The organism is Dyadobacter sediminis (genome assembly GCF_005860765.1).
In the GTDB taxonomy this organism is placed as follows: domain Bacteria; phylum Bacteroidota; class Bacteroidia; order Cytophagales; family Spirosomataceae; genus Dyadobacter; species Dyadobacter sediminis.
Window position 1 is genome coordinate 53,679 of record NZ_VCEI01000021.1, and the last position, 16,180, is coordinate 69,858.

Below are 16,180 nucleotides of genomic sequence, written 5' to 3' on the forward strand. Positions count from 1 at the left end.
TCAGCAACGGGAATACGAAGTGATTATTAGAGAATGGAAGGAATGTATTTGAATATTCATTAAAAAGAGCTTTTTGTTGAGCGGAAGAGCGGTTTTAGTATGTAAAAGTCAAAGGCCGGCAATTTGCCGGCCTTTGACTTTTACATAATCTGGATCATTTATATTGCAAACTTTTCCTTGATGGCATCCACGAAGTCAAGCTTTTCCCAGGTAAATAATTCTACCTCAACTTCTTTTTCTTCTCCGTTTGCACCTTTAAATGATTTTTTCACAATTTCGTTTTTTCTGCCCATATGTCCGTATGCAGCCGTTTCCGAGTAAATCGGATTGCGCAGTTTCAGGCGCTGTTCGATAGCATAAGGGCGAAGGTCAAAAATTTCGCTGATTTTGGCGGCAATTTCACCATCGTGATCAGCAACTTTGGATGTTCCGTACGTATTCACATACAGTCCGCAAGGCTCGGCTACACCAATCGCGTATGAAACCTGTACAAGCACTTCTTCACAAAGGCCGGAAGCCACCATATTTTTGGCAATGTGGCGCGTGGCATATGCTGCCGAGCGGTCCACTTTGGAAGGATCTTTGCCCGAGAAAGCGCCGCCGCCATGAGCGCCTTTGCCACCATAAGTGTCCACAATAATCTTGCGGCCTGTAAGTCCCGTATCTCCGTGCGGCCCGCCGATTACGAACTTGCCCGTCGGGTTGATATGAAAAGTAATATCGTCAGTAAACAGATGCTGCAATTCAGGTTTAAGCTTTGCTTTTACGCGCGGAATCACAATATTGATTACATCTTCCTTGATTTTCGCCAGCATGGTTTCTTCTGAATCAAAATCGTCATGCTGCGTGGAAACCACAATCGTATCAATGCGCAAAGGAACGTTTTCGTCGCTGTACTCAATTGTAACCTGTGACTTTGCATCCGGACGCAGGTAAGGAATCAAAAACGACTCGTTATTCCGGATGAACGACATTTCCTGAAGAATCTTGTGTGCAAGGTCCAGCGCAAGCGGCATGTAATTGTCAGTTTCGCGGGTAGCATAGCCAAACATCATTCCCTGGTCGCCAGCTCCCTGTGCATTTGCTTTTTCTTCAAAGCTTTCGGAAGCCACTGCTCTATCCACTCCCTGGTTTATATCCGCGCTCTGATCATGAATGGCTGATAAAATACCGCAGGAATTGGCTTCGAACATGTATTCGCTCTTCGTGTAACCGATTTTCCTGATTACTTCACGCGTTATTTTCTGAACATCCAGATAAGTGTTGGTCTTAACTTCGCCAGCCAGAACAACTTGTCCCGTGGTTACCAAGGTTTCGCAGGCTACTTTGCTGTTGGTATCCCAGGCTAAGAAATTGTCGATTAAAGCATCTGATATTTGATCGGCTACCTTGTCGGGATGTCCTTCAGACACGGACTCCGAGGTGAATAAATATGGCATAAAGTTGAAAATGTTAATTGTTCATTCCGAATGGAACTATGCTGTTAGTGCATGGATTAAAAAACAAAATTGAATTTTTTTGAGTCATTAACCAAATAAAAAGGCTGGAAAAACCACGTCGAGTACAACGGAGATATTCAAGAAATAAGTTCTGACAAAATAAAAAACCCTGCTTAACAGCTTTAAGCAAGGTTTTCTATTTTAGCATATAAATTCTTTTGCTCAGATCGGCACATTTACATGGCGTTCTGCATGATAACTTGAACGGACAAGCGGTCCGGATTCAACATATTTGAGACCTCTTTTCAGACCTTCTTCTTTGTAATCTTCAAACATTTCAGGAGTAACCCATTCAATTACTTCATGGTGCATTTTCGTAGGTTGCAGATACTGCCCCAGAGTAAGAATATCAAGTCCGTTGGCAGCAAGGTCGTCCATGGCTTTGTAAACCTCATCACGCGTTTCGCCAAGTCCGAGCATAATACCCGATTTTGTACGTTTGCCGAATTCCTTGGTTCTTTTTATCTGTTCAAGGCTTCTGGCGTATTTGGCCTGCGGACGTACCGCACGGTATAAACGTTCAACCGTTTCCATGTTGTGAGACACAACTTCCTGCCCGGCTTCAATCATGCGGACCAGTGCATCCCAGTTGTTTTTCACATCCGGTATCAGGGTTTCAATCGTGGTTTCCGGTGTGTTTTCTTTGACCAGTCTTACAGTCTGATACCAGATTTCAGCGCCTCTGTCTTTGAGTTCATCCCGGTTTACCGAAGTAAGTACGGCATGTTTGACCTGCATCAGCTTGATCGCTTCGGCTACACGGCGGGGTTCGTCTGCGTCATATTCATTGGGGCGGCCTGTTGCCACTGCACAAAAGCTGCAGCTTCTCGTACATACATTTCCCAGGATCATAAAAGTCGCTGTTCCGGCTCCCCAGCACTCGCCCATGTTCGGGCAGCTTCCGCTTTCACAAATGGTATGCAACTTGTAATTATCAACCAGTTGTCTGACTTTGCGGAACTCAGGTCCGGCAGGAAGTTTAACTCTCAGCCAATCGGGTCTTTTTTTTCTTTCCGAGGGAATTACCGGTAATTCAATCATAACTGTGTAAAATATGATAAACCGCGCAGATTGTGCCGTTCGTCAATTGGAAATTATATTATCGTTTTTTACTTCCGAAATACAAAGTTAAATATCCGGATGTATAAAAGCTTCTGTTTTCGGCAAAAGCCATGATATTAACTTTTCTTGAAAAAGCTTCCGCGATGAAACCGATTTCCACACCGGTAACATTATCCCGGAAAGCGCTCAGTTCAAAGCTCATGGCCGTTTTTACATGCACGCCGGGAACAATTTTGGTCTGACCGAAGCCCTGAAAAAAGCTTCCGGCACCAACAATACCCGTAGTGGAAGTACTTGTCATGTGTTTTTGCGGATCGAAAGGTTCCGTAACAATACCGTCAGCAGACTGATACTGAATCATATAAGGTTTTTCAAGGCCAAGTGTAGGTCCGGCTGCCAAAATCGCACTGATGGAAATCCCTTCATCCTCATGTCTGTTGAAAAGCGTAAGTTCCCTTCCATATTCCGGTCTGAGCGCAAAAAGGTAATTTCTTTTTCCGATTACAAGCCGGGCGCCGGTTGTAAAATCCTGTTGTGCAAGCTCTTTCGGGTGCTTTACATTTACAAGTTCCACCGCAAGATAGCGGTACTGGTTTTTGCCGAACAACTTGGAAGAAAGCGCTGATGACTGCCGGAAAACAACTCCGCCAAGTATGCCGGAATTGGTGTTGGTCGTAACACCTGCGGATGTAAAGGATTTATAGCTCTCTTCATTGTCTTCGGCCTTTGCCCGGCGCTGGGCATATATATCTGTCGATAACGTAAACAGAATAAGTGTTGAAAGTAGAAATTTTACACGCATCATATTATCAGAAATTCTTGGTTGCTTTGTATGTGTTGTATGAACAGTGAATGTACAAAATAAATAGCTAAGCCCACTGTATGTTTACAGTACTTTAACGGTTTTTTGTACATTTATGTTCTTTAACAAAAGAAAGAAATAAAAAAGCCCTCCAAAAATCCAGCTTCAAATGGTTTTTGATATTGATTAGTTTGTATAAACTCCTGTTAATCAGAATATTTTGCTTCCATTTTTATACCAGTTTACAATCGGTCTCTTTGCCATTATCATGAAGGTTGCCGCCTTGTTCAACGACAAGGCAAAACGGGGTGTTGCCGGTCGGAAAGGTCTGTTGGATGAACTGGAAAAATCATTTCAGCAGCGCGTAAATGGCCGGCCCGTTGCCTGGTTTCATGCCGCCTCGCTTGGTGAATTCGAGCAGGGAAGGCCCGTAATGGAGTCCTTCAGAAGCAATTACCCGGACCATTTTATACTGCTGACGTTTTTTTCTCCTTCGGGCTACGAAATCCGAAAAAATTACGCCGGGGCAGATTATATCTGCTATCTTCCGATTGATACTTTGTCTAATGCCCGCAGGTTCGTCCATGTTGTAAAACCACAGATTGTCTTTTTTATCAAGTACGAATTCTGGTTCAACTACCTGAGTCTTCTCAGGAAAAGCGGAGCGTATGTTTTGTCTTTTTCTGCCATTTTTCGTCCGCAGCAAATCTTTTTCAAGCCATATGGCGGGTTTTTCAGAGAAATGCTGGATTGCTTTGATCATATTTTTGTACAGAATCAAGAATCCCTGAATCTGCTTCATCAGGCTGGAATTCTCCGCAGCTCCATAGCCGGCGATACGCGCTTCGACCGTGTAAAAATGATCGCTTCCAATGCGGCAGAACTGCAGGGATTGAATTTTTTTGTTTGTCAGAAGCCATGCCTTGTTGCAGGTTCCGTCTGGGAAGCGGATATGCAGGTGCTTGTTCCGGTTTTGAATCATTTCAGGGGAACGCTGAAAGCCATTATTGCACCGCATGAGATCAATGCCGCACAGATTGAAAACTGGCGAAAAAGCCTGCATGGCACTTCAATTCTCTATTCCGAGCTGAAAACCAGACAATCCATCGAAGTTTGTGATTATCTTTTTATTGATAATATCGGAATGCTGTCTTCACTTTACAAGTACGGGAATATGGCATTCATCGGCGGATCGTTTGGTTCCGGCCTGCACAATATTCTGGAAGCAGCAACCTTCGGATTACCGGTTGCATTCGGCAATAAAAAATACCACAAGTTTCAGGAAGCAACCGATCTGATACAAAAAGGAGGCGCTGTTGCTGTTTCCGACTCCCGGCAGACAATAGAAGTGTTCGAGAAGTGGATCAAAAATTCGGAGGAAAGAACAAAGGCCGGAAAAGTCAATGAAGCCTACATTTCTGCCGGAACGGGATCCACGGAAACGATCATGAACGCAGTGCGGAAAGTTTTGGATTAAGCGTACCGGACTTCTGTTTGCAATAAATCCGATACGCTTCGGATTGTAAAGGTTCTTACGAAAATTCTTTGCTGATTAAATGTTCAAACAAATGAGCCTGTGTACCCAGCAGCCTTGCTTTTGCGCCAAGTTTTGAAATATGAATCGAAAGGGAATTCTTGAAATCGGACAAACAATATTTATTGATCGCCTGTTCAATCGGATTGGAAATAAACGGTCCGGCTTCGGCCAGCAAACCGCCGACAATAATCACCTCCGGATTAAAAAGATGGACAGCCGTTGCAAGTCCTTTTCCAAGCTCCGTTCCTACAGTACTCAGCAGATCGATAGAAAACTCATCGCCGGCATGAACGGCCTCGATGATATGCGAGGTATCCAGCATATCCAGGTCGTTATTGACAATCTGTAACAAAATCGTTGCTTTTCCGCTCGCGATTCCTTCTTTCGCCTGCCGGATCAGGGCCATGGCTGAAGTAATCGTGTCCAGACAGCCGATTTTACCGCAATGACAAAGTGGCCCGTCCGGTTTCACCTGAATATGTCCGAGTTCTCCGGCAAACCCCGATGCTCCGTTAAAAACTTCGCCGTTAACGACAATTCCCAAGCCAACTCCCCAATCAATATTGATCGTCAGGACCTGCGATTTTTCAACGGCAAAACCGAATCTGTGCTCACCGATCGTTGTTGCTTTCGTATCGTTGAAAAGGCAGACAGGAAGTCCGAAGTGTTTTTTCAGATGCGCAACCAGCGGTATGCCCGACGGCGTAAGGTTTGGGTAAGTAAGGTTGATACCCTGCGAGGAATTGATCAGGCCCGGCATGGAAACACCGATTCCCCATAACTGCTCTTTGCGGATCTGATTGGATTTCAGAAAATCGTCCGAAGCGTTGAAAAGCTCTTCGAGAAAAGTGGCGGAATCATCCAGCCGGATGTCTATTTTACGTCTTACGATAAGCTGGTTGTGCAGATCAAAAATGACAAGCTGTGTATCGTGCCTGTTGATGTCCATAATCAGGGTCAGGTACTTTTTCGGATTCAGGCCATACAGAACTGGCGGCCTTCCGGCTCTTGCCGGTCCGGTGCCGGTTTCGGTAATCCAGCCTTCACGCATCAGATCATTGACAATCCCGGTTGCGGATGGAATACTGGCATGAAACAACTTGGCCATTTTGTTGATCGAAGTGTCACCGGATTGATATAAATAAAGCAATAAATTACTTCTGATACGGTTTTTGCGGATATCAATCACCGAATTCGGTTCTTCTGCAACTAGGTCCATTCTGAGGGTAAAAGTTTTTTGTTAAAGGTAGTTTTTAATATTCTTTAATAATTTACGATTTAAAACTATGTAAAAAATAAAAATACAGGCAATTATACTAAAAATATTATTAAATGGTTAATTCTGTCTCATGAATAAAAAACAGCTGATTCTAGTTTTGGATTGATAAACAGTGAGGTAAATTGCTGCTGTCTATTGCATTGAAGTTTGTACCCGTTCTTTATTCTGAATAAAAAACATGGATGACAAGAAAACTACTTAATTTTATTATCCGGTTTTAGACCTGACTGTTAAGTTTTATTGGCGTTGGTTATATTTCCGTAAAATTCGTTATCAGCACAAAATTTCAGAATGGGACTAGTAAAAGGATTGGTACTGCGCTCGACAGGCTCATGGTATGATGTGAGAGACAGCAGGGACGGGCACATCTGGCAATGCAGACTGAAAGGGAAATTCAAGGCTTTGGGATTGAAAGTCACCAACCCGATTGCGGTAGGTGATTACGTCAGGTTTGAGGAAGAAGATGAAACGCAGAACTTCGGCATTATTCATGAAATTGAGCCGCGACAGAACTATGTTGTCAGGCAGTCGGTGCATAAAAGTGCTTTTGCCCACCTTATTGCAGCCAATGTAGATCAGGCTATCCTGATTGCCACGCTGGTTTTTCCGCGTACTTCGCTCGGATTCATAGACCGCTTTCTGGTTGCCATTGAATCTTTCCGCATTCCCGGCGTGCTTGTATTCAACAAACAGGATCTGCTGAATGACGAAATGAAGGATTTTCAGACGGAACTGATGGAACTTTACGAAAGTCTTGGTTATAAATGCATGGCCACAACGGCGGTCAGCGATGAAGGTCTGGAAGAATTTTCAGCCGTGCTGAAAAGAAAAGTTTCCCTTTTGTCAGGCCATTCCGGCGTAGGAAAATCCACACTTGTCAACGCCATTGCACCTGATCTTGACATTAAAACGCAGGAAGTTTCCACATTCGCGAACAAAGGCGTGCACACAACTACATTTGCAGAAATGTTTGAGCTGGAAGAAGGTACTTTTATTATCGATTCGCCGGGAATCAAGGAGCTCGGGCTTGCAGATATCAAACCGGAGGAAATCAGCCATTATTTCCCTGAAATGCGTGAACTGCTCAATCAGTGCCGTTATAATAACTGCCGGCATATCAATGAGCCGGGCTGTGCTGTGAAAGAATCGGTAATGGCCGGAAACATTGCCATGAGCCGCTATGAAAGTTACCTCAGCATGGTTGGAGGAAGTGACAACCGAAAGTGATTCAATTGACCGCTAAAAACTGAAAGCCATCTGCTTTTAGCGGTTTAGCAAAAACAAGCCATTATTTGATGAAGAATGTCGAGCATATCGGAATTGCCGTAAATGAACTTGAAAAAGCCGAAGAACTATTTTCGACCCTTTTCAATATCATGCCCTACAAACGTGAAAATATTGCTTCACAAGGCGTTATTACTTCATTTTTCAGAATCAACCAGACTAAGATAGAACTTCTGGAAGCTACCGGTCCGGACAGTGTCATTGCAAAGTTTATCGAGAAAAAAGGAGAGGGGTTTCATCACCTTGCATTTGAAGTGGACGATATCCAGCTCGAAATGGAACGGTTGAAAAAGGAGGGCTTCACTTTGTTAAGTGAAGCCCCGGTCATTGGTGCCGACAACAAGCTGGTTTGTTTTCTTCATCCGAAAAGTACAAATGGCATGCTGATCGAGTTATGTCAGGAAATCAAATCATAGATGCTAGAAAGGAAGCCCGACTGCAATGTTTAAAATCAAGTTTTCTTTTCGCCACGCCTTGCTGCCCAGATCTATTTCTTTGAAAACCCATGGGTTTCGGTAAGTCACCGTTCCTTCCGGACTGGCCGGATCGGGTTCCTGCGTATACCACGGTTTTCTGAAAGGCGTTGCAAGGTCAAGCCTGAATACCAGATAAGAGAAATCCAGACGCAAGCCGATTCCGCCACCTACTGCAATCTGTTTCAGGAAATTATTGCTGATTAATGCACGTTTGTCAAAATACCCGGCCCTTGTGCTGTCTCCGAATGACCAGATATTTCCGGCATCCACAAAAACAGCTCCGTTGATGATATTTGTAAATTTGACCCGCATTTCCGTATTGAATTCCATCCGGATATCGCCGAAAGATTGGTATCCAACGAGATTGATATAGTTGGTATCCGGCGGATAGGCTCCCGGTCCGAGCGAACGTGCCCGGAAAGCCCTGATACCTGTACTACCGCCTCCAAAATACTGTTTGAACTGCGGGGTGGGCATCGTAGCTGCATTGCCGTAAGGTTTGATTGCGCCAAGTACAAGCCGGTTTGCCCACGTTAACTTCGAGCTTACCGTTCTGTAATACCTGAAATCGCCATCCAGTTTTACATATTGAAATACGGGAACGCCCAGAAATGTTTTTGGCAAGGTTTCATCTTCTGCATCTTTCTTTGCAAACAGGCTGAGCAGATTGCCGCCATAGTCAAGGCCTCCGATTACTGCAAAACGGTTTTTTGCAAAAGGGCGCGGCGTCGGATGATAGGAGATGGTGTAATTCGATCCGACTATAAAATACTTTTGGTCTACAAGTTTGTAAAGCCTGTCAATATCCAGCGGATTGGTGTTCGGATTTTCTGCAATCGCTCCCAAACGTTCCGTGTTGACATTGGTCGGCTGCACAAAATTGATGGAAATCGGCGTCAGTGTATGCTGAACTTCGGCATTCTTGTTCCAGATGTAAGACCAGTCGCCCCGGATGGAAGTAGTGGTATAAAGCCCTCGCTGAACCCGGTTTTCGTAATTGAGCGATAGAACGGTCTTAGGCAAAACCTGGCTTCTTTCAGGCCTTATTTTTACAAAAGGAATCAGAAAGCGAGGAAAAGACAAGTTGGCATTTGCTCCGTACCGGACATATTCATTGCCGATTTTGTTCGGAGTATCGCTCCTGTTTCCGCCCAGCTGAACATCAAACCCGAAATACGCATTGACTGAAAGCATTTCTGCACCGCGGAAAATGTTCCGGTTCCGCCAGGTTACATCCAGCTGCGAACCGCCCAGGTTATTGGATTTGGTACTGGCACTAAGAATGGTCTGCAACGATTTCTTTTTCAACGGTGCCAGATCGTAATACACGTCGAGCAAAGCGGAATCCGAGCGGGGTACAAGGTCAAAGCGGTTTCTTACGAACTTGAAATTCTGAAGGTTTACAAGCCTGGAAAGTGACACGTCATGCATGGTGTTAGTGTACATATTACCGCGTCTGAACCCGATTGCATCGTAGAAAATCCTTCTTTTGTAAAGTCTTCCGGGGTCATTGATGTTGATTCCGCGTCGTATCGGACCTCTGCGGGGAATACTGTCGGCCAGAAGGTTTTCCTCCGTTCCGGTGTTTACGTAAATCTGATTTATAAAGTACTGTTTAAGCGAAGTCTGTGCAGTTTGCGGTTTTACCTGCAGATAAAGGTTCACTTGTTGCGCAGCAAGTGTTGAATCCTGCCGCCCAATTGTGGAATCTACTTTGATAATCAGGAAATCCGGATTGAAAAAGTAATAACCTTTGCCTTTCAGTTCCTGGTCAATACGGACGCGTTCGGTTGAGATGACGTCAAGCCGGATCGGATCGCCTTTTTTCAGCAATGTTTTCTGCTTGGCAAGTACAAGGTCACGGTTAAAAAGTGAACTGTCATTAACTACATAATTCACCTGGTTGATCACATAGCGCGGCATGATGTAGGCGTCGTATTCGGAAATGGCTGTTCTGCGCTTTTTCTTTTTGCTTTCAACAATTTTTCCGGTAACATCCGAACGGTAATAGCCTTCATTGTCCAGATAAGAAACCATGTTGGCTGCGTTGATATCCACAACACGCTGCGATGCAAAGCGCGGAGGTTCGCCCAGCTTATTGCGGAACCAGCTGCGCAGACCGCCTTCGTCTTTCGGTGTGCCGATGAAATAATAAAACCATACTTTATACGGGAACCCGAAAAGTGTCTTGTTCGGAACGGGCTTGATAATAACTTCCAGTTCACTTTCCAGACCAGCAACTTTGGGCCTGGAAGTACTGTCCGGTTCTACATTTACTTTATTCCCAACATACAGGCTCTGGCCTGCAGGTACATATTTATCAACCGAGCAGCTGCTCAGCAAGATACATGTAGCCATTAAAGCCAATAAACTATTTCTCATTTTTTTGCTTTTGAAAAATTTCACGGAACAGATCATAATCAGCAGTTACAATAAAACTCACGCCGGTTTCTATGATGAAACCTTCCAGAATGGACTGATACTGGTTTTTGCGGTAACCACGGAACAAGTATCGTCCGTCAGGAGTAATGGAGTAATCCAGTGCGATGTTATCAACTACTTCGGATGAACTTGGTGCATTGCTCTTATTTTCTATTTCGAAGTTTTTACCAACCGAAATCTTTAGTCTGTCATTCAGGAATGCCTTGCTTAATCCTACGTTCAGATCCGTACGTGCGCCGGTGATCTGATCCGCAGTCGAGTTCAGGCCAATGTTCAGGTCCACACCTTTGATCAGGTCTGAAGCAAGATTGTTCAACTGATCAGTCAGCAGCTGGCTTACACTTTGACGCGCAACGGCTTCTGCACTGGAGCCCAGATTAAAACCGGGTGAAGACTGATCGGTAATAAACTTGTTGGTGATCAAAAGGGCAAATGCCTGTTTGTTCATCTCTGAAGTATTATTGATCATGTCATTCCAGAAAGTCTGGTTCTGAATATCACTTTTTACCTGTTCATCAATGCCTTCTCCCGGAACAATGTTGAAAGAAATGTTCGGTGTCGTCAGGTTTCCGGTAATGATAACCTGTACCTGAATCGGAATTTTGCTGTTTCCCTGGAATTTGGAAGAAATCGAACCCGGATCGACCATTACTTCATAGCCGGCCGTAATGTTCAGATCAGCTTTCATCGGATCGCCGGTCCAGAGCAGGTTACTGCCTTTCAGGATTTCAAACTGTCTTTTCAGGATTTGCAGCGTCAGGTCGTACGAACCTTCGGTCAGGTCATACGAACCAAGCAGGAACAGCTGGCCATTTGGTGAAATTCCGGTGCTGAGCTGTGCATTTCCTTTCAGACGGATGTTGTCGCCGTTCAATTCGTCGATCACGACTTTGAACTCCGACCTGTCGTCAACAGCAATATCCATGGAAATCTGTGATGCAAAATCGACCATGATGTTGTTGGGAGTCGCAATGGTATCCATTTTTACAAGCCTTGTAGAATCGCTCATGTCCACAAATTCGATGATGCCTTTGCTTGCGTCGCCGGCTTCTGTGGCATCATTCGGAAGTACCACTGTAATGTTGCTTCCCGGATCTACAGTAAGGCTGCCGTCCACAACCGATTTTGTACCTTGTCCTTTTACCGTAATGGATGCATCAATCGTTGCTTTTCCGTAGAACAGTTCGTTCTGTTTTTGTGTGGAGTTCAGAACATTGAAGTTTTTGCCGTTGATCGTCAGGTTGTAACCAACATCCGGAATGTTCGCAATGTTTACGTTTCCGTTAATGCTCATTTTCTGACTCAGCGAATCCGTAAGCGTAAAGTTATCAAAGTTGATATTTTGTCCGTTAAAAAGGATTTTCTGACCTGCGAGCGAGTACCTTGAACCAAGCTGTGTTGCATTGAAAGCCACATTGTTGAAATTCACGGCTCCGTTCAGAACAGGGCTGTTTGTGGCGCCGGTAATGGCAATGTCGCCGGTAAGGTCGCCTTCTGCACGCTGCAGTTCGCCAAAGCTGAATGCCTCAATTGTCTTTGCACTCAGTTTTTTAAGGTCCATTCTGAAATCCATCGGTGTTTCGGACTGCAGGTTATAGCTTCCGTCCAGATTCACTTCATTTTCTGCGCTGATCAGCCCCATGGCCACGCGGATCAGGTTTTCAGTTTCGTTGGATGCTTTGAGTGACAGGTTTCCGACCGGGATTTTCATGGCGGCAAGGCTGTCAATGGTAAGTTCGCCGGTATAGATCGGTGATGCCATGTAATCTCTGAGCAGCACCTTTCCGTTCAGGATACCCGTTGCCATTGTAGAATCCTGCGTCGCGATTTCAATCAGCGGGCCAATAGAAATATTGGACATGGTTATATCCAGCGGACTGTTTGGTGCAGGATCAGTGGAGTTGACAACCAATGACTGGTCATCGCTGCGGACTGTAAAATCTTTTACAAAAAGGCTGTCCGGTGCATACTGGATATATCCTGAAGTATCGGTCTGCCATTGGCTGTAATTCAGCAGCAGATCTTCACGAAGGTTAAAGCGGTAACTGTTGCCGGCAACTGCAACAGCACCTTTTATGGCATGTCGATCGGTATCTACCGAGTCTTTTACAATAAAGTCAAATTTTACGTTGTTGTCCTGAATCTTGCTTTGCAAAGAAGCATTCTGTAGTTTGAAACCGCCCGTACTGACCAGTCCGACATACGCGTTCATGGCAGCATTTTCCTTGGTACTGCTCAGGTCAACAATAACCCTTTCTGTCTGCAGACTGTCCATTTCCACTTTCGGAACGGTCAGTCGTGCCACAATGGAAGAATCCTGCTGGTTGTCAAACTTTGCATGGAAGGTTACCGGGTTCATTTCCCGGAGCTGAGGCGCAAACATCTGGAAAACAGTATTGTTTGTAACGCTTGCATCCAGCGTAAAGCTTACCGGTTTGGTCACCGGATTGTAAGTAAGGTTCGGAACCTTGAAATGTTTTCCTACTTCGGTAAAGATCGCATCGGCAATTTCGGTATAAACAAAATCGCCTTCCATTTTAGCTTTCAGGAAAGGCGTTTCAATGTTCGCCTGTTTCTGTCCGCTCGAATCCGTAAGCTGTACGGTCATATCCGAAACAGAAATAGGTTTGTTGCGGTAATTCAGGACAAGCCCGTTTACATTCACCGTTCCCAACGGATTGGAAGGGTTTGTGGAAGGCATATCCACCTTGATATCGCCTTTTACCTGTAATGAATCCTGATATAAATGCAGTGCGGTCAAATTCAGGTTATCGATCGAGACATCTGCTTTTACACTTGGAAATTCTTTGGACAAATCAGCTTGTGCCGTAAGCGCTACGTCAATATTGGCATCGTTCATGTCAGCCGTAATATTGGCAAGGCCATTGTCGACATCTCCTTTCAGACGCAGGTTGTTATAAACATAACCGCGGATATCGGCACTTTCAACATTTCCGTCCAGACGTGCCCTCATCGTGGAAGGTGCATAGCCGACACCTTCCAGATCCGTTCTGAGCGTCAGCTTGCCCATTTGTTCCGGCGGCTGTTTCATCAGTTTACCCAGATCAAATTCCCAAAAAGCAAGTGTGCCGTTATACTGCGCACGCATGCTGTCTGTGATGTTTTTCAGATTTCCGGAAAACGAGCCAGTACCGAATGACGTATTGATTGTAGTGGTTAAAGTCACGTTCTCCATCGTGCCTTTGACTTTACCCGTAATCTTAACCTTTTCAGGAATTTCTATGGTAGCCGGAACTGCGCTGTCGGGCAACATTTTCATCAGATCCTGTTTGGTGGACGACATTTCATTGATCGTCATATCCAGCGCTACTTTTTCCGGATCGGGCAATCCGCGAACACGGCCGTTCAGGCTCAGAACCGTTCCTCCCAGCATACTGAATCTTGCTTTTGAAATCAGCATGTCATCCACCGTTCCGGTGATGGTTCCGGTTCCTTTCAGCATGCCGTTTGGTGCTTTGTTAAAAGGCGGTGTGTTGGCAAGATCAGGAACCAGCAGCAGAATGTCGGCGAATGCAACGCGTGTGTCGGTAAGGTTAAGGCGGATTCTTACGTTTGCAATGTCTTTCGTAAGCTCGTCCAGATTTTTGTATTTCAGTACAAGTTCATCACGGAGCAGCGTATTAGGCGTTTTTACGTACAATCCTTTCAGGAAAGTTTCTTTTTCACCATATTGGAAATCGGTCCTGAATTCTTCCAGTCTGAAACCGCTTTTTTCACTGAAAGAACCCGACTTCAAAGAGCCCGCAATGTTTTCAGGAGAGAAAATAAACTGTTGTAGATCAATATTCAGATCCTTGATGTCAAGGTGTGCAAAATCAAGTCCTTTCGGCTGTTTCGGTATATTGAAATCGTCATAGCGGATGTCATTGTTCGCCAGTCTGATATTGCCGACTTTTACATTCCAGCCGGAAGCAGAAGTATCTGCTGCAACGGAATCTTTTTTGGCAGCAGTCTTTGCCTTTTTTGCAAATTCAGCGTACAACGACATATCTTCCAGATTGATGTTGTCCACATTCACCTGCTGGCTGCCCATGTAAATGCTGTTTACCTTTCCTTCCAGTTTACCGACGGTCATGCCGTTCTTGAGTCCGGAAGTTTCATCTTCAAACAGCCATTTAAACTGACGGATATCGATATCGCCTACTTTGATATCAAGCGAATCCGCAGGATCAGGCACTGTTTCCGGTGCCGTATCGGTTTTGAGCGGCGTATACATCCGCAATTTCGCCTGACTGTTCAGCAAGGCAACTTTTGTAGGATGGTATTGTGAAAGCGTCGGGTTGAATTTATCAAATCTTACAAGCGCGGAGTCAATGCTTGTTTCCGCATCCATTCCGGTCACGGCATCGCGATAGGATAATCTGATATCTTTCAATGAAAGCTGATCCAGGCGCATTTCCAGCGGGCTTGAAGTAGTGTCCACTTGGGCAGTAGTATCGGCACTTGCAAATGCATCCACGATAAACTGGAAATTGAAGACGGTATCCGGCAAAACCCGTATGATATTGGCATTGATTCCTTCCGCCTCCACTTTGTTGATGCCTACGTTTCCTTTGATCAGACTGTACATGTCCAGATCGACATACAACCTTTTTCCGGCAACCAGCGTGTCACCGTGCTGATCTTCAAAATATACGCCTTCCAGTAAAATCCAGTCGGGAACATCGAAACGTACTTTTTCGATATTGACTTTGGTCTTCAGTTTTTTGCGTAAATAGGAATTGGCTTGTGTTGTTAAAAAGTTTTGTCCAAAGGGCGTTTGAATACCCCAAATTAATACTCCGACCAGAATTAAAACTGTCAGTATTATAATCGCCAATACTTTTAGTGCTTTCTTCATTCTTAACGGTTAATTCTGTGCTGCGTTGAGTGACAGGATGATTGTAGAGTTCTTGTTATCTGATAAAAAATCTGGATAATCAAACGCCATTATTGATTATCCAGAAAAAGCATTGAAAATGTATTGTTTATCTTTTAAACAGCGCAGGATTCACCTGTTCGTTTACCGCCAGTGTGGATTTGATCGTAAGCGGTTTTTTCTCGGTGCTGTTCACGACAACCAGTTTGGATGGATACATAATACCGTAAGCAGATTTTGTGTAATCGGACATATCCGTTGTGGTTTCCACGCCGGCTTTTGTTTCTCTCTGCTTTACAAGCAAGCCACTTTTTGCATCGAAATAAAGGTTGTATTTGATGCCTTTTCCCTGAAGTTCCACCTGATTAACCTGTGTGCCGTTTAGTGTTTCCGTGCCAACAGTGGTGGCTATGAAACCTCTGTTTTTATAATCGATAAAAGGTACGAGGTTTTCAAAAAGCTCAAGGTGCATGTTTTGCTGTTCGGCCTGACTCAGATCTTTAACGTCCATTTTTTGTGCAATCGGGACTTTTATCCAGCCTTCATTCCCTTTGATTGTATACACAAAGCTGCGTTTCATAATGGTTTTGGACTTATAAAGCGACTGCTCGGGAATAGAAGCAGAAATATTGACATCGTATGGTGTTGCGGCAGCTGCCGAATAACTTCTTTTAATATTATAGGATTTAACATTATCCCAAAGTGCTTTACCGCCCGTTGCTTTGTAGTAATTGGCAAAAATGGAATCAACAGGAAGTTTTTGGGCAAGTGAAACGGTTGAAACCAGCAACAGTGCAGTTAGAATATTCAATAACTTTTTCATGTTTTTATTTATTAATGTTTGAGTCTGATTACTGTATTTATGAAGATTTCGCGGTCTCCGGAATTTAGATCAGTAATGTTGTCCAAGGTTTAATTAA

At 44.4% G+C, this 16,180-nt stretch carries 10 protein-coding genes; 3 read left to right on the plus strand and 7 right to left on the minus strand.

Annotated elements, in window-relative coordinates:
* Nucleotides 1-158 precede the first annotated feature (158 nt).
* The 3 genes from metK to FEM55_RS07640 form a co-directional block, all read right to left on the minus strand.
* Nucleotides 159-1,439 carry a methionine adenosyltransferase gene (gene metK, locus FEM55_RS07630; RefSeq protein WP_138280750.1) on the minus strand — a complete coding sequence of 427 codons (1,281 nt, stop codon included), beginning with the start codon at nt 1,437-1,439 and terminating at the stop codon, nt 159-161.
* Between the two features lie 222 nt (nt 1,440-1,661).
* Nucleotides 1,662-2,540 carry a lipoyl synthase gene (lipA, locus tag FEM55_RS07635; protein ID WP_138280751.1) on the minus strand — a complete coding sequence of 293 codons (879 nt, stop codon included), beginning with the start codon at nt 2,538-2,540 and terminating at the stop codon, nt 1,662-1,664.
* Nucleotides 2,541-2,598: 58 nt separating this feature from the next.
* A complete protein-coding gene (locus FEM55_RS07640) occupies nt 2,599-3,366 on the minus strand; it encodes a hypothetical protein (RefSeq protein WP_138280752.1) in 768 nt (255 codons plus the stop codon).
* A 217-nt stretch (nt 3,367-3,583) separates the two neighbouring features.
* Here FEM55_RS07640 and FEM55_RS07645 point away from each other — a divergent pair, with 217 nt between their 5' ends.
* Complete coding sequence (locus tag FEM55_RS07645; RefSeq protein WP_138280753.1) at nt 3,584-4,840, plus strand: 3-deoxy-D-manno-octulosonic acid transferase; 1,257 nt, start codon at nt 3,584-3,586, stop codon at nt 4,838-4,840.
* Between the two features lie 55 nt (nt 4,841-4,895).
* Here the strand turns inward: FEM55_RS07645 and FEM55_RS07650 are convergent, their stop codons facing one another.
* Nucleotides 4,896-6,119, minus strand: coding sequence for an ROK family transcriptional regulator (locus FEM55_RS07650; protein ID WP_138280754.1), 1,224 nt, complete (start codon nt 6,117-6,119; stop codon nt 4,896-4,898).
* 351 nt (nt 6,120-6,470) lie between these two features.
* Here FEM55_RS07650 and rsgA point away from each other — a divergent pair, with 351 nt between their 5' ends.
* Together rsgA and mce are read left to right on the plus strand one after the other, a co-directional pair.
* Nucleotides 6,471-7,406, plus strand: a complete 936-nt coding sequence (rsgA, locus tag FEM55_RS07655; protein WP_138280755.1) for a ribosome small subunit-dependent GTPase A — start codon at nt 6,471-6,473, stop codon at nt 7,404-7,406.
* Between the two features lie 65 nt (nt 7,407-7,471).
* On the plus strand, nt 7,472-7,879 hold the full coding sequence (mce, locus tag FEM55_RS07660; protein WP_138280756.1) for a methylmalonyl-CoA epimerase: 408 nt from the start codon (nt 7,472-7,474) through the stop codon (nt 7,877-7,879).
* Nucleotides 7,880-7,882: 3 nt separating this feature from the next.
* Here the strand turns inward: mce and tamL are convergent, their stop codons facing one another.
* The 3 genes from tamL to FEM55_RS07675 all read right to left on the minus strand — a co-directional run bounded on the left by tamL (nt 7,883) and on the right by FEM55_RS07675 (nt 16,083).
* A complete protein-coding gene (gene tamL, locus FEM55_RS07665; protein WP_229209144.1) occupies nt 7,883-10,297 on the minus strand; it encodes a translocation and assembly module lipoprotein TamL in 2,415 nt (804 codons plus the stop codon).
* A gap of 13 nt (nt 10,298-10,310) precedes the next feature.
* Complete coding sequence (locus tag FEM55_RS07670; RefSeq protein ID WP_138280758.1) at nt 10,311-15,242, minus strand: translocation/assembly module TamB domain-containing protein; 4,932 nt, start codon at nt 15,240-15,242, stop codon at nt 10,311-10,313.
* A 127-nt stretch (nt 15,243-15,369) separates the two neighbouring features.
* Entirely contained in the window at nt 15,370-16,083 is a 714-nt protein-coding gene (locus tag FEM55_RS07675; protein WP_138280759.1) for a hypothetical protein, read from the minus strand.
* Nucleotides 16,084-16,180: the final 97 nt, after the last annotated feature.